At 67.5% G+C, this 17,439-nt stretch carries 15 protein-coding genes; 12 read left to right on the top strand and 3 right to left on the bottom strand.

The window, feature by feature from the left end:
* Window positions 1–49 precede the first annotated feature (49 nt).
* From puuE to PMI02_RS06420, 10 genes are all read left to right on the top strand, one after another.
* Window positions 50–943 carry an allantoinase PuuE gene (puuE, locus tag PMI02_RS06465; RefSeq protein WP_036502615.1) on the top strand — a complete coding sequence of 298 codons (894 nt, stop codon included), beginning with the start codon at window positions 50–52 and terminating at the stop codon, window positions 941–943.
* On the top strand, window positions 933–1,313 hold the full coding sequence (gene hpxZ, locus PMI02_RS06460; protein ID WP_007680410.1) for an oxalurate catabolism protein HpxZ: 381 nt from the start codon (window positions 933–935) through the stop codon (window positions 1,311–1,313). The genes puuE and hpxZ overlap by 11 nt, the downstream gene beginning before the upstream one ends.
* The gene (gene uraD, locus PMI02_RS06455) at window positions 1,310–1,750 is read left to right on the top strand and encodes a 2-oxo-4-hydroxy-4-carboxy-5-ureidoimidazoline decarboxylase (protein WP_007680409.1); all 441 of its coding nucleotides are present in this window, start codon (window positions 1,310–1,312) and stop codon (window positions 1,748–1,750) included. The genes hpxZ and uraD overlap by 4 nt, the downstream gene beginning before the upstream one ends.
* Window positions 1,747–3,171: an FAD-dependent oxidoreductase gene (locus PMI02_RS06450; RefSeq protein ID WP_007680408.1), complete on the top strand. Its 1,425-nt coding sequence runs from the start codon at window positions 1,747–1,749 to the stop codon at window positions 3,169–3,171. The genes uraD and PMI02_RS06450 overlap by 4 nt, the downstream gene beginning before the upstream one ends.
* A complete protein-coding gene (gene uraH, locus PMI02_RS06445) occupies window positions 3,168–3,500 on the top strand; it encodes a hydroxyisourate hydrolase (RefSeq protein WP_007680407.1) in 333 nt (110 codons plus the stop codon). The genes PMI02_RS06450 and uraH overlap by 4 nt, the downstream gene beginning before the upstream one ends.
* A gap of 1 nt (window position 3,501) precedes the next feature.
* The gene (gene xdhA, locus PMI02_RS06440; RefSeq protein ID WP_007680406.1) at window positions 3,502–4,926 is read left to right on the top strand and encodes a xanthine dehydrogenase small subunit; all 1,425 of its coding nucleotides are present in this window, start codon (window positions 3,502–3,504) and stop codon (window positions 4,924–4,926) included.
* A 264-nt stretch (window positions 4,927–5,190) separates the two neighbouring features.
* Window positions 5,191–7,515: a xanthine dehydrogenase molybdopterin binding subunit gene (xdhB, locus tag PMI02_RS06435; RefSeq protein ID WP_007680405.1), complete on the top strand. Its 2,325-nt coding sequence runs from the start codon at window positions 5,191–5,193 to the stop codon at window positions 7,513–7,515.
* Window positions 7,512–8,435: a xanthine dehydrogenase accessory protein XdhC gene (gene xdhC / locus PMI02_RS06430; RefSeq protein ID WP_007680404.1), complete on the top strand. Its 924-nt coding sequence runs from the start codon at window positions 7,512–7,514 to the stop codon at window positions 8,433–8,435. The genes xdhB and xdhC overlap by 4 nt, the downstream gene beginning before the upstream one ends.
* Before the next feature lie 40 nt (window positions 8,436–8,475).
* Window positions 8,476–9,762: a guanine deaminase gene (guaD, locus tag PMI02_RS06425; protein WP_007680401.1), complete on the top strand. Its 1,287-nt coding sequence runs from the start codon at window positions 8,476–8,478 to the stop codon at window positions 9,760–9,762.
* Window positions 9,759–10,769 carry an adenosine deaminase gene (locus PMI02_RS06420; protein ID WP_007680397.1) on the top strand — a complete coding sequence of 337 codons (1,011 nt, stop codon included), beginning with the start codon at window positions 9,759–9,761 and terminating at the stop codon, window positions 10,767–10,769. Before guaD ends, PMI02_RS06420 begins: the two co-directional genes overlap by 4 nt.
* Window positions 10,770–10,809: 40 nt before the next feature.
* Here the strand turns inward: PMI02_RS06420 and PMI02_RS06415 are convergent, their stop codons facing one another.
* The 3 genes from PMI02_RS06415 to PMI02_RS06405 all read right to left on the bottom strand — a co-directional run bounded on the left by PMI02_RS06415 (window position 10,810) and on the right by PMI02_RS06405 (window position 12,958).
* Window positions 10,810–11,388, bottom strand: coding sequence for a TIGR00730 family Rossman fold protein (locus PMI02_RS06415; RefSeq protein ID WP_007680395.1), 579 nt, complete (start codon window positions 11,386–11,388; stop codon window positions 10,810–10,812).
* A gap of 12 nt (window positions 11,389–11,400) precedes the next feature.
* On the bottom strand, window positions 11,401–11,934 hold the full coding sequence (locus PMI02_RS06410; protein WP_007680393.1) for a phosphoribosyltransferase: 534 nt from the start codon (window positions 11,932–11,934) through the stop codon (window positions 11,401–11,403).
* 82 nt (window positions 11,935–12,016) lie between these two features.
* Window positions 12,017–12,958, bottom strand: a complete 942-nt coding sequence (locus PMI02_RS06405) for a LysR family transcriptional regulator (RefSeq protein WP_007680391.1) — start codon at window positions 12,956–12,958, stop codon at window positions 12,017–12,019.
* Between the two features lie 290 nt (window positions 12,959–13,248).
* On the opposite strand from PMI02_RS06405, the gene PMI02_RS06400 reads away from it, so the two are divergent.
* Complete coding sequence (locus PMI02_RS06400; protein WP_238539007.1) at window positions 13,249–14,787, top strand: adenosine deaminase; 1,539 nt, start codon at window positions 13,249–13,251, stop codon at window positions 14,785–14,787.
* Window positions 14,788–15,014: 227 nt separating this feature from the next.
* Window positions 15,015–17,387 carry a TonB-dependent siderophore receptor gene (locus PMI02_RS06395; protein WP_238539006.1) on the top strand — a complete coding sequence of 791 codons (2,373 nt, stop codon included), beginning with the start codon at window positions 15,015–15,017 and terminating at the stop codon, window positions 17,385–17,387.
* Window positions 17,388–17,439 lie beyond the last annotated feature (52 nt).

Here is a 17,439-nt window from a genome sequence, read left to right as displayed (position 1 = left end):
GCGAGGCGGTTCCGGCGGCGATGGAAGCGTGGGACAGGGCGATCCGCGCATGACCGCGCCGCGCGACCTTGTCGGCTACGGCCGGACCCCTCCCGACCCGCAGTGGCCGGGCGGCGCGCGCGTGGCCGTGCAGTTCGTCATCAACTACGAGGAAGGCGCGGAGAATTCCGTCCTCAACGGCGACAAGGGCTCCGAGGCGTTCCTGTCGGAGATGGTTGGCGCGGGCAGCCACGCCGACCGGGCGATGGCGATGGAGAGCCTCTACGAATACGGCAGCCGCGCCGGCTTCTGGCGTCTCCACCGCCTCTTCACCGAGCGCGGGCTTCCCGTCACCGTGTTCGGCGTGGCGAAGGCCATGGAGATGAACCCGGAGGCGGTGGACGCCATGCTCGCCGCCGACTGGGAGATCGCGAGCCACGGATTCCGCTGGATCGACTACCAATACGTCGCCGATGAGGTGGAACGCGACCACATCGCGCAGGCCATCGCCCTCCACGAAAAGCTCACCGGCGCCCGCCCGCTCGGCTGGTATCAGGGCCGCACCTCGCCCAACACCGCGCGGCTGGTGGCCGAGGAGGGTGGCTTCCTCTACGACGCCGACAGCTACGCCGACGACCTGCCCTACTGGGACACGCGCCACGGCAAGCCGCAGCTGATCGTGCCTTATACGCTCGATGTGAACGACATGAAGATCGTCGCGCTCAACGGCTTCACCGAGGGCGAGCAGTTCTTCCGCCACATGCGCGACACCTTCGACCAGCTGCGCGAAGAGGGCGGGCGGATGATGTCGATAGGCCTTCACGCCCGGATCGCCGGCAAGCCCGGCCGTGCGCGCTGGGTAGCCCGTTTCCTCGACCACGTGATGCAGAGCGGCGATGCCTGGGTGGCCCGGCGCATCGACATCGCCCGGCACTGGATGGAGGTGCATCCTCATGCAGGTTAACGACCCGGTTCTGCTCGCGGAGGTCACCCACGCCTTCCATTCCTACGAGCTGGCGCTGATGGCGGACGATGTCGCGGCGATGGACGCGCTGTTCCACGATGCGGCCACGACCAACCGCTACGGCGTGGGCGAAGTGCTCTACGGGATCGAGGAAATCCGCGCGTTCCGCAAAGGGCGGGGCGGCTCGCCGCACCGCAAGCTCGGGCGCGTGGCGATCACCGTTTATGGCGACAGCTTCGCCACTGCCGACGCCGAATTCTTCCGCGAAGGCTCCGACCGCCGGGGCCGCCAGACGCAATCGTGGGTGCGGTTCACCGATGGCTGGAAGGTCGTCTCCGCCCATGTCAGCCTTGAGGGGAGCACATCGTGACCGCCCTGTTCGAACACAGTCCCTGGGTCGAGGAGCGCGCCGACGCTCGCGCTTCCAGTGGAGATCGCCATGCCGACCTGATGGCGGTGATGCATGAGGCCAGCCCCGAGGAACAGCTCGCCCTGATCCGCGCGCACCCGGAACTTGCAGGGAAAGCGGCGATCGACAGGACGCTCACCGACGCCAGCGCCGCCGAACAGGCCAGCGCCGGGCTCGACCGCCTGACGCAAGGCGAGTTCGATCAGTTCCACACCCTGAACGCCGCCTACCGCGAGCGGTTCGGCTTCCCCTTCATCATCTGCGTGCGCCTGACCGACAAGGCTGGTATCCTTGCCGCCATGGAACGCCGCCTCGGCAACGAGCGCGAGGCGGAAATCGCGAAGGCACTGGAGCAGATCGGCGAGATCGTGCGCCTGCGGCTCGAGGATCAGAAATGAGCGACGTGATCGGCTTTCCGGCTCTGGAGGCGCGGCTGGCCCGCGACCTCGACCTCATCGGTTTCTACCGCCCCGAATGGGTGCGCCGGCGCCGCTTCGAGGGCGAGCCGGTGCTCGACGTCGCGGTGATCGGCGGCGGGCAGTGCGGGCTTTCCGCCGCCTTCGGCCTGCGCCGCGAGGGCGTATCGAACGTCGTGGTCTTCGACGAGAACGACGCCGGCTACGAAGGGCCCTGGGAAACCTACGCGCGCATGGTCACGCTGCGCACACCCAAACATCTCAACCCGATCGACTTCGGCGTCCCCTCGCTGACCTACCGCGCCTGGTGGGAAGCGCAGCACGGGGCGGCGGGGTGGGAAGCGGTCGACAAGATCGCGCGCGGCGACTGGATGGAATACCTGCGCTGGTATCGCCGCGTGCTCGACCTGCCGGTGGAGAACGGCGCAAGGCTCGCCCGTATCGAGCCGCTGCCCGAAGCGGGCCTCCACCGCCTGCATTTCGAGGGCCGCGCTCCGGTGCTCGCGCGCAAGGTCGTGCTGGCGACCGGCATCCAGGGCGGCGGCGAGTGGCATACGCCCGCGATGGTGCGCGACAACCTGCCCAAGTCGCTCTGGGCGCACACCAGCGAGCCGATCGACTTCGCGAATCTCCACGGCAAGCGCATCGCGGTGCTGGGAGGCGGGGCATCGGCCTTCGACAACGCGAACTACGCACTGACGCAAGGCGTGGCGGCGGCGGAAGTGTTCATGCGCCGCAAGGAACTGCCGCGCATCAACCCGATCCGCTTCATGGAGGGCGTCGGCTTCACTGCCCGCTACCCCGCGCTTGACGATGTGACGAAGTACGCGGCGATGGACGCTTTCCTTGGTCACAACCAGCCGCCGACCAACGATACTTTCGAGCGCGCGGCGGCCTGGCCGGGCTTTGCACTGCACCTAGGCGCACCCTGGCTCGACGTTGCCCAGCATGAAGGCATCGTGCGAGTCACCAGCCCGCATGGCTACCACGACTACGACTTCGTGGTCATCTCCACCGGCCTGCTGAGCGATCCCGGCCTGCGTCCCGAACTCTCGGGCGTGGCCGATCTCATCGCGCGCTGGGGTGACCGCGTGACCCCGGCCGGCAAGCGCAATGCCCTGATCGACGCGCACCCCTACCTCGGCAATGCCTTCGAGTTCCTCCCCCGCGAGGGCGTCGATGGCGCCCCGCTGCACGGGCTGTTCGCCTTCAACTACTCCGCGCTGGTGAGCCTCGGGCTTTCCGCTTCGGCGCTGTCGGGCCTGCACAACGCCCTGCCGCGCCTCATCAAGGGCGTCGCTGACCAGCTGTTCCTCGACGACCGCGACGTGCTGGTCGAGGATTTCCTTGCCTACGACGAACACGAATTCCTGGGGCAATGGCCCCAGCAGGAAACAGTATGAGCACTCTCTCCACCCACGTCCTGGACACGACTCACGGCAGCCCCGCCGCCGGCATTTCCATCGTACTCACCACCGAACTGGGCACCGTCCTGTTCGAGGGCGAGACCAATGCCGACGGCCGCTGCCCCGGCGTGCCCGAACTGCCCACCGGCACCTACCGCCTGACCTTCGCGGTCGCCGCCTACTTCCGCGCGCGCGGCGTGCACCTGTCCGAACCGCCGTTTCTCGACCGCGTCGCGATCGACTTCGGCATCGCCGACCCCTCGGGCCATTACCATGTGCCGCTGCTGGTCTCGCCGTTCGGCTACTCGACCTACCGGGGGAGCTGACTTGAGCGTTCGTTTCCTCCTCGACGGCGAACTGGTGGACCTGGGCGAAGTCGACCCCACCGCCGCTCTGCTCGACCATCTGCGCTACACGATGCGCCGTACCGGCACCAAGGAAGGCTGCGCAGAGGGAGACTGCGGGGCCTGCACGGTCCTCGTCGGCTCGCTCGAGGGGGAGGACATCGGCTGGCGCGCGGTCAATTCGTGCATCCAGTTCCTGCCGATGGTGAACGGCAAGGCGCTGATGACGGTCGAGAGCCTCAAGGCCGATGACGGCGCGCTCTGCCCGTTGCAGGACGTCATGGCCGCGAACGGCAGCTCGCAATGCGGGTTCTGCACGCCGGGCTTCGTGATGTCGCTCCACGGCCGGACCATCGGCGCGAAGGGCTGCGATCTGCCTGTGGCGGACGTGATCGCGGGCAACCTGTGCCGCTGCACCGGCTACGGCCCGATCCTCGAAGCGGGCGAGAATGCCGAGCCTCACCTCCACGACGATGCCGCGCTGATGGAAGGACTAAAGGCGCTCACCGTGGAGGCCGCCTCGGGCGAATGGCAGGGCCTCCGCTGGTTCGCCCCGCGCTCGTCCGACGAACTCGCCGCGCTGCTGGCGGAGCATCCCGACGCGCGGCTCGTGGCGGGCGCCACCGACGTTGGCCTATGGGTGACCAAGGGCCTGCGGACGCTCGGCACCGTGATCTTCCTCGGCGACGTGGCCGACCTCGCGAGGATCGAGGAAACGGAGGAAGCCCTGACCCTCGGTGCCGGCGTGCGCTATGCCGACGCCCACGCCGCGATGGCGCGCCTGCACCCGGACCTTGGCGAACTGGTCCGCCGCATCGGCGGCCTGCAGGTCCGCAACGCCGGAACCATCGGCGGCAACATCGCCAATGGTTCGCCCATCGGCGACGGCCCGCCCGCGCTCATTGCGCTGGGCGCCGAGCTGACGCTGCGCAGCGCCTCGGGCCGCCGGACGATGCCGCTGGAGGACTACTTCCTCGCCTACGGGAAGCAGGACCGCCGACCCGGCGAGTTCGTCGAATCCGTGCGCATCCCGCGTCCCGCCATCGATGCGGTGATCCACATCGCCAAGCTCTCCCGCCGCTTCGACAGCGACATTTCGGCGGTGTGCGGCGCCTTTGCGCTCTCTGTGAGCGAGGGCACCATCACCGCCGCTCGTGTCGCTTTCGGCGGGATGGCCGCCACTCCCAAGCGTGCCGAGGCCTGCGAGGCGGCGCTGACCGGCCAGCCCTTCGCCGAGACCACTATCGCCGCCGCCGCCGAGGCACTCAAATCCGACTTCGACCCGCTCACCGATGTACGCGGCAGTTCCGCCTACCGCGTCGAGACGGCCGCCAACCTCCTGCACCGCCTCTGGCTGCGCGAGCAGGGCACCGCGATCTCGGTGTTGAACGTGGAGGTCGGGGCATGACGGTTTTCGTTCACGCGGAGGCGCGGAGGCGCGGAGGAAGAACGGAAGATACGATGCACGCAGAGACGCGAAGGCGCAGAGGAGTCGCGCCGCGCCGCAGGCTTACTCTGCTGTCTGACGCTGCGGCATACGCGCCGCTGAACCGGGAGGCGGCTTCGCCGCGACCGCTCCATCTCTGCGCCCCTGCGTCTCTGCGTGCATCCCATCCTTCTCTTCTCCGCGTCTTCGCGTTTCCGCGTGAAACCCGGACCAGGACCGCACCCCATGGCTGAGCGCGATCCCGCCTGGAAGGTGCTGCCTAAGCCCTCGCACCCGCACGATAGTGCGCGCCTCCACGTCAGCGGCGAGGCGCGCTATGCTGACGACATGGGCGAACCGGCGGACACGCTCCATCTCGCCTTCGGCCAGTCCGCCGAGGCGCGCGCGCGTATCCTGTCGATGGATCTTTCCTCAGTGCGCGCCTCGCCCGGCGTGGTCGCGGTCTTCACTGCCGCCGACATTCCCGGGGCCAACGACGTCGCACCCGTCGCGGGCGACGACCAGCTCCTCGCGGACGGTCAGGTGCTGTGCCACGGGCAGGCGGTGTTCCTCGTCGCCGCCACCAGCCAGCGCGCCGCACGCATCGCCGCCCGGCTCGGCAAGGTCGAGTACGAACCGCTCCCCGCCGCCATCACCATCGCCGATGCGAGGGCTGCGGGTTCGCACATCGAGCCCGTCCAGTGCATGTCGCGCGGCGATGCGTCCGGCGCCCTCGGAACTGCGCCCCACCGTCTCACCGGCAGCTTCGAGATGGGCGGGCAGGACCACTTCTATCTCGAAGGCCAGGTCGCCGTCGCCACGCCGGGGGAGGACGGGCAGGTCCATGTCCTCAGCTCCACCCAGCACCCCAGCGAGGTCCAGCACCTGATCGCGCACATGCTTCACTTGTCCTCGGCCGACGTGACGGTCGAGGTGCGGCGTATGGGCGGCGCGTTCGGCGGCAAGGAGACGCAGGCCGCGCTCTTCGCCGGAGCCGCCGCGCTGGTCGCGCACCGCACCGGGCGCCCCGCCAAGTTCCGCTGCGACCGTGACGACGACATGGTCATGACCGGCAAGCGCCACGAATTCGAGGTCCGCTACGAAGTCGGCTTCGACGGCGAGGGGCATCTGCTGGCGCTGTCGCTGCACCTCGCCTCGCGCTGCGGGTCGACGGTGGACCTCTCGCCCGCGATCAACGACCGCGCGATGTTCCATGCCGACAACTGCTACTTCCTGCCGAACGTCGATGTCGTTTCCGAGCGGCTGAAGACCAACACTGTCTCGGCCACCGCGTTCCGGGGCTTCGGCGGGCCGCAGGGCATGCTGGCGATCGAGCGCGTGATCGACGATGTCGCAGCCCACCTCGGCGTGGACCCGCTCGACGTGCGGATCGCCAATCTCTATGGCCCCGGCCGCGACACCACGCCTTACGAAATGGTCGTGGCCGACAACATCGCGCCGCAGATCATCGCCCGCCTGCGCAAGACTGCGCGCTACGACGAGCGCGCCAAGGCGGTGGAGGCGTTCAATGCCGCCAACCCGGTGCTCAAGAAGGGCATCGCGCTCACCCCTGTGAAGTTCGGCATCAGCTTCACCACCACCCACCTCAACCAGGCGGGCGCGCTGGTGCACGTCTATGCCGACGGCTCGATCCAGGTGAACCACGGCGGCACAGAGATGGGGCAGGGGCTCTACGTCAAGGTCGCGCAGGTCGTGGCGGACGTCTTCGCCGTTCCCCTGAGCGACGTGCGCATCACCGCGACGCGCACCGACAAGGTGCCCAACACCTCGGCGACGGCGGCCAGTTCGGGCGCGGACCTCAACGGCATGGCGGCCTACAACGCGGCCACCACGATCCGCGAGCGGCTGACCGAATTCCTAGCCCGCACTTACGGCTGCGGCGAGGACGGCGTCCATTTCACCCCCGGCGGCGTGCTGGTCGGGTCGGAGACGCTGACCTTCGGGCAGGTCGCGCGCAAGGCGCATCTCGGGCGCATATCGCTGTCCTCGACCGGCTACTACGCGACACCGGGGATCGACTACGACCGTTCGGTCTTCAAGGGCCGCCCGTTCTACTACTTCGCCTATGGCGCATCCGTCAGCGAAGTGGTGATCGACACGCTCACCGGTGAGCACCGGGTGCTGGCGGTGGACATCCTCCACGACGTCGGCCGCTCGCTCAACCCGGTGGTCGACAAGGGGCAGATCGAGGGCGGCTTCCTGCAGGGTCAGGGCTGGCTGACCACGGAGGAACTGGTCTACGACGCGAAGGGCCGCCTGCTCACGCACAGCCCGGCGACCTACAAGATCCCCACCGCCTCCGACCGCCCGAAGCACTTCACCATAGACCTGTGGGACGGCGAGAACGTGGAGCCTACCATCAACCGCTCCAAGGCCGTGGGCGAGCCGCCGTTCATGCTGGCCAACTCGGTGTTCTCGGCGCTGAACCGCGCGGTTGCCGCCACGGTTCCCGGAAAGCGCGCGATCCCGCCGCTCGACGCGCCCGCCACGCCGGAGAAGATACTCAAGGCCATCGCTGGGCACAGGGCCCAAGACGGTGCCAGCTCATGAGCCAGTGGATCGGCTGGCTGCGGCGGCTGGACAAGGAAACGCCGACCGCCATGGTCTCGGTGGTCGCCAGCGAGGGCTCGGCCCCGCGCGGCGCGGGTACGCGGATGCTGGTAACGGCCGGGGGGCAGGAAGGCACCATCGGGGGCGGGCAGCTCGAATACCGCGCCGTCGAGCAGGCGCGCGCGATGCTCGATCATGCGCCGGGGACGTGGCGGGTGCAGGACTATCCGCTCGGGCCGTTGCTCGGCCAGTGCTGCGGAGGGCGGGTGCGGCTGCTGGTCGAGCGGCTCGACCCGGCGGCGCTCGACTGGCTGCACGACGCGGAGCCCGGGCGCATGCTCGCGACGACATTCGAGGCCGATACCGTTGCGCGCCGGATATTCGAGCGCGAGACCGCGACGCGGCAGTCCGCGCGCGGCGACCGCCCCGAGCCCGGCACCCGCATGGTCGAGCCGGTGGGCGAGCGGCCGCGCCCGGTCTATCTGTTCGGCGCCGGCCACGTCGGCCAGGCCATCGCTCGGCATATGACCGGCCTGCCGCTCCAGCTCGCCTGGTTCGACACCCGGCCCGAGCAGGGCGGGATCGACGGCGTCACCGTCGTCGCCGAGGAGGACATCGCCCATTGCGTCGAGGAAGCCCCGGCGGATGCGGCGATCCTGATCCTCACGCACGACCATCCGCTGGACTATCACCTGACGCTGGCGGCGCTGGGGCGGGCGGAGCCGGCCGCTTTCGTCGGCCTGATCGGCTCGTCCACCAAGATCGCCCGCTTCAAGTCGCGGCTGGCGGCGGACGGCGTCTTGCCCGAGGCACTGGCGCGAATGACGGCGCCGATCGGCATGCCGGGCGTGATCGGCAAGGAGCCCGACGTGATCGCCATTTCGGTATGCGCGCAGCTGCTGACCTTGAGGGGCAAATGAAGTCACGATCGACGATGCCTGCCCGCGCCGGCGCGCGCGCATGATCCACGCTTACCGCGCCGAACTCCTGTCGGTTGCCCACGACCCGCGCGATGCGGGCCCCGAAGCGGTGCGCCACGAGCCCGATGGCCTGCTCGTCGTCAAGGACGGCGTGGTCGTCGCACGCGGCGCTTTCGAAACGCTCGCCCCGCAATTCGCCGAGGTCGAGGTCGAGCACCTTCCCGGCCTCGTCGTCCCGGGCTTCGTCGATGCCCACGTCCACTACCCCCAGACCGACCGCATCGCCTCCTACGGCGAACAGCTGCTCGACTGGCTCGACAAGCATATCTTCCCGGCTGAAAAAGCTTTCGTCGACAAGGTCCACGCCGACGAGGTCGCCGCTTTCTTCCTGGGCGAACTGCTGAAGAACGGCACGACCAGCGCACTGGTCTACCCCACCGTCCACGAACAGTCGGTCGATGCGCTGTTCGAGGCGGCGCTGGAGCGGCGCATGCGCATCGTCTCGGGCAAGGTTCTGATGGACCTCGGGCCAGACGGCCTGAACGACACCGTCGCCTCCGGCCGCGCGGCAAGCGAAGCGCTGATCCGCCGCTGGCGGGGACGCGGTCGCCTCGGATATGCGGTGACGCCGCGCTTCGCGCTCGCCTCCAGCGACGCGCAGCTGGCGGACGCAGGCGCGCTGCTGGCCGAGCATCCCGAAGTGCTGATGCACACGCACCTTGCCGAGAACGTCCACGAAGTCGCTGCCGTCGCCGCGCGGTTCCCCGATGCGGCGGACTACCTCGACGCCTATGACCGCTTCGGCCTCGTCACTCCGCGTTCGGTCTTCGCGCATGGCATCCACCTGCCGGAACGCTCGTGCGCGCGGCTGCACGAGAGCGGGGCGGGGATCGCGGTCTGCCCCTCGTCGAACCTGTTCCTCGGGTCCGGGCATTTCAATTTCGGGCAGGCGGACCGGCACCGCTTGCGCCTCGGCCTCGGAACCGACGTGGGGGCGGGGACTTCGTTCTCGATGCTCCGCACCGCCGGGCTCGCCTATCAGGCGGCGCTGGCCCGAGAAGACCGGCTCAACCCGTTCCGCGCGCTTTACCTTGCCACGGCAGGAAGCGCGGCGCTGCTGCACATTGAGGACCGTGTCGGCGCGCTGGAAGCGGGGCAGGAGGCCGACTTCGTGGTGCTCGACTGCGCCTCCACGCCGCTGCTGGCCCGCCGCACCGCAGGCGCCGACCTTGCCACGCGCCTCTTCGCCCTCCAGATACTGGGCGACGAGCGCGCCATTGCCCGGACTTATGTCATGGGCGAATGCGCGTGGAAAAGGACCCCATGACCGATCTCTCCCAGTTCATCGGCGGCCTGCCCAAGGCCGAACTCCACCTCCACATCGAGGGCAGCCTCGAGCCCGAACTGATGTTCGCGCTGGCGCAGCGCAACCACGTCGCCATCCCCTACGCCTCGGTTGAGGAGGTGCGCGCGGCCTATGACTTCTCCAACCTGCAGGACTTCCTCGACATCTACTACGCGGGCGCCGACGTGCTGCGTAAGCGCCAGGATTTCCACGACCTCGCCATGGCCTACTTCACGCGGGCGGCGGCGGACGGGGTGGTCCATGCCGAGATCATGTTCGATCCGCAGACCCACACCGACCGCGGCATCGCCTTCGAAGAGGTCATCGAGGGCCTGCTTTCCGGGATGCGCTTGGCCGAAACCGAACTGGGCCTGACATCCAGCCTCATCCTCTCGTTCCTGCGTCACCTGTCGGAAGAGGCCGCCTTCGAGACGCTGCGGGCCGCCGGGCCGTGGCTGGACCGGATCACGGCGGTGGGCCTTGACAGTTCCGAGGTTGGCCATCCGCCGGAGAAGTTCGCCCGCGTCTTCGCCGCCGCGCGTGCGCAAGGCCTGAAGATCACCGCCCACGCCGGCGAGGAAGGACCGCCTGCCTACGTCCACGAGGCACTGGACTTGCTTGGCGTCGACCGCATCGACCACGGCAACCGTGCTCTGGAAGATCCGGCGCTCATCGAACGGCTGGTGGCCGAGGGCATGACGCTCACCGTCTGCCCACTTTCGAATCACAAGCTCTGCGTGGTCGACGACATGGCCGACCACCCGCTCGACCGGATGCTGGCGCTCGGGCTCAAGGTGACGGTGAACTCGGACGATCCGGCGTATTTCGGCGGCTATGTGGCCGACAACTACCGCGCCGTGGCCAAGGCGAGGGGACTGTCCCGCAACGACCTCGTGACGCTGGCGCGCAACAGCTTCACCGGCTCGTTCCTGCCGCCGGAGGCTGTTGCGGCGCATCTCGAAAGGCTGGACGCCTACGCGGGAGGCTGATGTCCCCGTCGTCCCCGGCTCGACCGGGGACGCCGGACAGTCAAACGTCCCGCGCGCCCAGCCAGTGTTCGTTCTCCGGCGGCGTGTAGTTGATGATGCGATCGATCATCGTCTCCGGGTCCTTCTCGACGATCAGCATCGAGCGGTGGCGGGGCTGGAGGAAGCCTTCGTCGACCACGTTGTCGATAAACTGGCGCAGCCCCGAATAGAACCCGCCGATGTCGAGCAGGCCGACCGGCTTGTTGTGATAGCCCAGCTGCGACCAGCACCACGCCTCGAACATCTCCTCGAAGGTGCCGATGCCGCCGGGCAGGGTGACGAAGCCGTCCGAGAGGTTCGCCATCATCGCCTTGCGCTCGTGCATGGTCTTGACAACGTGAAGCTCGGTGATGCCCTGGTGGTCGTGCTCGCGTGCGCGCAGGGCCTCGGGGATGACGCCGATGACTTCGCCGCCCGCCGCGCAGACGGTGTCGGCGATCACGCCCATGAGGCCGACCATGCCGCCGCCGTAGACGAGGCCGATGCCCCTGTTCGCCAGCAGGGTGCCGAACTGCTCGGCGGCTTCGCGGTACACGGGGCTGTTGCCGGCGGAGGAGCCGAGATAGACGCAGATACGCATGGAAATAGGTCCTTAGGCGAGCCGCTCGGGGACCGAACGCGCCTCTTCGACGATGGCGTCCTTGGTGCCGACCGATTCCCATGGGAACACGAACCAGCGCTTGTCCTCATCGCGGTCGATCGCATCGACCCAGAGTTCGGCGACGGCCTTGGAGCGGGTGTTGGTGATGAGCACCGCGAACTGCAGGTTCTCCGGCGCGCAGCCGTTGTCGCCGAGCAGGCTGCGGATGTACTCGATGGTGCCGCCGCTGTCGTTGATGTCGTCGACGAACAGCAGGCGCTTGCCCTCGGCACTCATGCCCGCGACCTTGCCGAGCAGTTCGTCGGCGAAACCGGGGACCTTGGAGGAATGGTCGATCGACAGCATCGGCAGTTCAAGCTGGTGCGAGATGTAGACCGCCGGTACCAGGCCGCCGCGGCCGACGCCGATGATGAACTCGGGCTTCCAGTCGCCTTCGGCGATCTTGCGCGACAGCACGCGGACCTTGGCGAGGAAGTCCTCGTAGTATTCGAGGTAGTGCAGTTCGGGTTCGGCGCTGTGGCTCATCTCTCGCGAATCCTGTGCGGGCGATGTGGGGAAGCCCTTGCCGATATATTCTGAGGGCCCCGAGGGCAATCGCCGTGCGTCGTCACTCCCCGGTTTGCATGCGCAGCCCCATCGAATCGGGGTAGCTGAGCTGCGCGAAGCCGATTTCGATCTCCGACAGCACGATGCCGGCGGCATAGGACGGGGTGCGCGCGGCATTGGTGCAGAGCGCCAGCGTCATCGGCCGCAGCAGCGCGTCCGAGATGCGTGTGAAGGACAGCAGCCCCGCCTGGACCTCCGCAATCACGTCGAGCGAAGAGAGGATGCCGATGCCGACGCCTTCCTGCACCAGCGAGGTGATCATTTGGATGTTGTCCGAGGTCGCCTTGCGGTCCACCTCCATGCCCGTCGCGCCCATCAGGACGGCGATCTGCTGGCCGACGGCGAGCGGCTCCGCGGGAACGATCAGCGGCGTGCCGCTGGCGGCGGAGAAGCGCGCCTCGGCCTTTTCGCCGAGCGGATGGCCGGCGGGGGAGACGAAGCCGAGCACCACCTCCACGAAGGCGCGTACCGTCAGGTCGCGGTAGGTCTGCGGCTCGAACAGGATGCCGAAGTCCACTTCACCCGAGGTCACCGCCTTGCGCACCTCGTCGTTGCCGAGGACCCGCACGCCCACGGTGATGCCGGGATAGCGCTCCTGGATCGCGCGGATGGCGGCGGGGATATGGCCCTTCGCCAGTGCATCGATGATCGCCATCTCGACGTGGCCGCGCTTGAGGCCGCGCAGGTCCTCGATCTGGGCGCGGATGTCGACCATGCTCTTCTGCCAGCGATTGCCGGCGCCCATCATGATTTCGCCCGCCGCCGTGAGCCGCAGGCCGGTGGGCAGGCGTTCGAACAACGGCGTGCCGATGTCCGCCTCGACGTTGAGGATCTGGCGCGCGATCGCCGAGGCCGAGACGTTGAGCTCGTCCGCCGCCTTGCGGATCGAGCCGTGGCGGCCGACGGCCATGAAGTATCTCAGGAAACGGGAGAAGGCGGGCATGATGGGTTTTCGGGACCTGCTCTAATTTTTGCAACGCTGCGTGGGATTCATTGCGTTTGCTCGTCGGGAGTCAAGTGCCTTACCACGAGGGCAATACCGAAAGGTGCGATCCGAACGGCGCGCGTTGCTTCGACCTCTCCCCGAGGCGGCGCGCGCCCAAGGACCCGCACTTTCGGACGGGGGCGCACTTTTCGACGGGTTTCCACCGGCCCGTCGGCTGGGCGCCCCCGATGCGGGGTTCAGGGTAAAACATGACTGCAATTCGATCTCGGCGCCCCAAGTGGGCCGGTTTGCGCGCGCTCGCCTGGGTGATCGCGGCGGGCGTCCTGCTGCCCGCAGCGGCTGCCCATGCCGACGCAGCGAGCGAGGCGGCGGCGTCGGCGTTGATCGACAAGGTCTCGGGCAATCCCGCGCAGTTGCGCGTGGTGCTCCAGGCGATGCCCAAGGGCGGGGACCTGCACAACCACCTCGGCGGCTCTGTCTATGCCGAGGATTTCCTCAAGGTCGCGGCCGCAAAAGGCATGTGCGCGGACGAGGCTATCTCGCGCATCGTGCCGGGGCCGTGCCCCGCCGAGCGCCAGATCGCGGCCATGGCGGTCGCCGATCCGTTCACTTATGCCAGGCTGATCGACGCGATTTCCACGCGCGGTTTCCAGAAGGGAATCGGGCCGGACCTCGTCTCGGGCCACAGCCAGTTCTTCTCCAGCTTCGGCAAGTTCAGCCCCGCGTTTCCGGGCGAAACGCCGCGCTGGCTCGCCGACGCCTACGCCAGCGCCGGGCGCAACAACCTCGTCTACCTCGAGCTGATGTACAATCCCGACCGGCTGTCGAAGTACATGGCGGAGGCGGCCGACGAACCCCTCGACGCCTCGATGCTCGCCGCGTCGTACAAGCGCGAGTTGCCCGCGCTGGAAGCCCTGCTTGGCGACACGATGGCCGACGTCACCCGCAACGACGCGGAGGCCCGCAAGCGCCTCGGCTGCGGGACGAAGGCGGCGCGCACCGGCTGCGACGTGGCGGTGCGCTACCTCTATTCCGGCATGCGCGGCGTGGCGCCGGCGATGGCCTGGCGCTCGCTACTTGCGGGCTTCGCGCTGGTGCACAGGGACCCGCGCTTCGTGGGCGTCAACATCGTCATGCCCGAGGACGATCCGGTCGCGCTGCGCGACTACGACCTGCACATGGCGATGTTCCGTTTCCTCGAGGCGAAGTATCCCGATGTGAAGGTCACCATGCACGCGGGCGAACTGGCGCTCGGCCTTGTCCCGCCGCTCGACCTCGAGGACCACATCGCCAAGGCGATCGGCGCGGGGGCGAAGCGGATCGGCCACGGCGTCGACATCGCCTATGAAAAGGCCGCGCCCGAAACGCTGGCCCGCATGGCTCGAGAGGGCATCGCGGTCGAGATCAACCTTACCAGCAACGCGGTCATCCTCGGCGTCGAGGGCGGCGAGCATCCGCTGCATCTCTACCGCGCGATGGGCGTGCCGGTGACGCTCTCGACCGACGACGAGGGCGTGCTGCGCTCGGACATGAGCAACGAGTACGTGCGCGCGGTGACCCAGCAGGGCCTCCACTACGGCGACCTCAAGGAGATGACGCGCGCCGGCCTCGAATATGCCTTCGTGCCCGGCGCGAGCCTGTGGCGCGGCCATAGCTTCGGACAGCCGGTGGAGCCCTGCGCGGCTTCACTGGCGGACGCGAAGTGCGGCGCGTTCCTTTCCGGCAACGAGAAAGCGCGGCTTCAGGCTCGCCTCGAAAGCAATCTCGACGCCTTCGAGCAGGGGCTCGGCCGGTTCGAAACAAAACAGGGGTCAAAGGGAGACTAAGTTTCAATACCACTTCGCGGACGCCAAAATCAGTGCAATGATGCGCCGCAATATAGAATGGATCGTGGGGAGAGGAGGACACAAAAACCAGCTCACGGCGGGCGGGCGACTTGCCTGTTTCGACCGTATTCAGGGGGCATAACATGATGGATATGATCAGGTTCAATACGCGCAAGTTCAGGCGTCCCGCCATTGCGGCCGCCACTGCGCTTCTTTGCTGCACCGCAATGACGCCCGCCTACGCCCAGGCCGCCGCCGATGAACAGGCGACCGACGCCGACGGTAACGAAATCGTCGTCACCGGCTCGCTCGGCGCGCTTCCCGTCGAGGGCGTGGGCTCTGTGTTCGGCTTCGACAAGACCGTGACGGAGACGCCGCGCTCGGTGTCGACGATCAGCTCGGAGCAGATGGAACGCTTCGGCATCACCGACATCTACGACCTCGTCGCGCAGTCGCCGGGTACGTTCACCAACTCGTTCTTCGGCGTCGGCGGCGCTCTCGACATCCGCGGCACGCCGGGCGAAGTCTACTTCCGCGGCGTTCGCCGCCTCGACAACCCGGGCAACTACCCGACCCCGATCGCCGCGGCCGAGCGCATCGACATCGTGCGCGGCCCCGCATCCCCGATCTACGGCCCGTCGAAGACCGGCGGCTACATGAACTTCGTGCCCAAGTCCGCGCGCGTGCAGGGCGGCTCGTACATGTCGAGCCCCGAAGGCAAGATCAGCTTCACCGGCGGCAGCTGGGACAAGGCCGACATCGCCGCCGAAGTGCGCGGTCCCGGCAAGATCGGCACGCAGGAATTCGGCTACAGCCTCTACGCCGAGGTCGAGAATTCGGGCAGCTACTACGAGAACATGTCCACCAAGCAGACCATCCTGCAGGGCGCGTTCGATACCGACATCACGCCCAACCTTCGGCTTGAATTCGGCGGCATGTACCAGAACTACAAGGGCCAGCAGAACGGCGGCTGGAACCGCCTGACGCAGGACCTCGTCGACAACGGCAACTACATCACCGGCGCCGCGCAGTCGCTCGACACCAATGGCGACGGCCAGATGTCGGTCGAGGAAATCAACGCGGCGGTCCCCGGCGGCCTGTCGATCTTCGGCGGCTTCGCCTGCGGCGGCAGCCCGTTCGCGGCTTCCGTCACCGACGCCTGCTTCACCAGCTCGCCGAACAATAAGCTCAACCTTACTAACGTCGGCACTGCCAAGCTGAGCCGCAAGAAGACCCTGACCGGCAAGGACGACCGCCTCGACAACAAGGCGACCACGCTTTACGCCGACCTCATCTGGACGGGGCCGGGCGACATCGAAATCAAGAACCAGATGTTCTACGACAGCTACGAGAACATCAACGAGAACAGCTACGGCTTCTCGCAGTTCCATGATTCCTATGTGTTCGAAGACAAGATCGTCGTCTCGAAGACCTTCGACACCGATGCCGGCAAGTTCGCATTCCAGCTCTCGCCCTCCATCCGTTACACCAACTTCAAGCACGCGGAAGACTTCAACTACGAATACTTCCACCGTGTCGACCTGACCGTCGGCTACACTCCCGCCAGCAACCGCCTCCTGTCGACCGAGTGCAACTGCAACTACGACACGTACGTCAAGGGCCACTACACCGACCTCGGCTTCGCCGGCCTCGTCGACCTGGATTTCAAGTTCGGTCTCGATGTGACGCTGGGCGCGCGCTACGACACCATCAAGGGCGTTTCCAACTTCCAGGAAGCGTACATGGAGGCGCCCAAGGACATCTCGGGAGCCAAGGACACCGACGGCGCCTGGTCGTGGTCGGCGAGCGCGAACTACAAGCTGCCCTTCGGCCTCATCCCCTATGCCACGGCGGCTCGCCAGTCGGTCGTGATCGCCGGGCAGGGCGCCGAAATCGACCCGTTCAACCTTGCGGGCGGAACCTGGATCACCGCCTCCAAGCTCTACGAGGCGGGCATCAAGGGCAGCTGGCTGGACGACCACCTCTACGCGGCGGTCTCGGTCTACAAGCAGAAGCGCACTGACTACAGCTCGCAGTCGATGACCGTGAACCAGGCGGTCGAGACCAAGGGCCTCGAGGCCGAGTTCCGCTGGGCGGTGGACGACCACCTCCTGCTGACCGGCGGCTACACCCGCACCAAGGTCTGGAACCTGACCGCGATCGAGGAAGGCTCGACCTTCAGCTTCTTCGGCATCGAGGATCTCGTCAACGTCACCAACCCGGCGCTCTACCTCGGCGGCCAGCCGATCGGCCTGATCCCGATCAACGACAAGGGCGACGCCCGCCGCGCCGGCATCCCGACCAACCTGTACTCGCTGACCGCGACCTATGCCTTCGACAACGGGGTCGCCTTCGCAGGCAGCATGGTCTCGGTGGACTCGGTTTATTCCGGCGCCTCGCAGGTCGTGCAGCTGCCGTCCTACACCAAGTTCGACGCCTCGATCTCCTACGAGACCGGGCCGTGGGTGTTCCGCGGCGTGGTCAAGAACCTGACCAACGAGAAGTACTTCCGCGCGAACTTCACCGAACTGTTCGGCTCGACGATCGTGCTTCCGGAGCTGCCGCGCAGCTTCCAGGGTACGGTTTCGTACAAGTTCTGACGTGAATGAAGGGGAGCGCCGGCCCAGGCTGGCGCTCCCCGATTTCCGCTGC

Source organism: Novosphingobium sp. AP12, assembly GCF_000281975.1.
Lineage (GTDB): Bacteria > Pseudomonadota > Alphaproteobacteria > Sphingomonadales > Sphingomonadaceae > Novosphingobium.
Note: the sequence above shows the minus strand (reverse complement) of the source record. Positions and strands in the feature narration are given on the sequence as shown.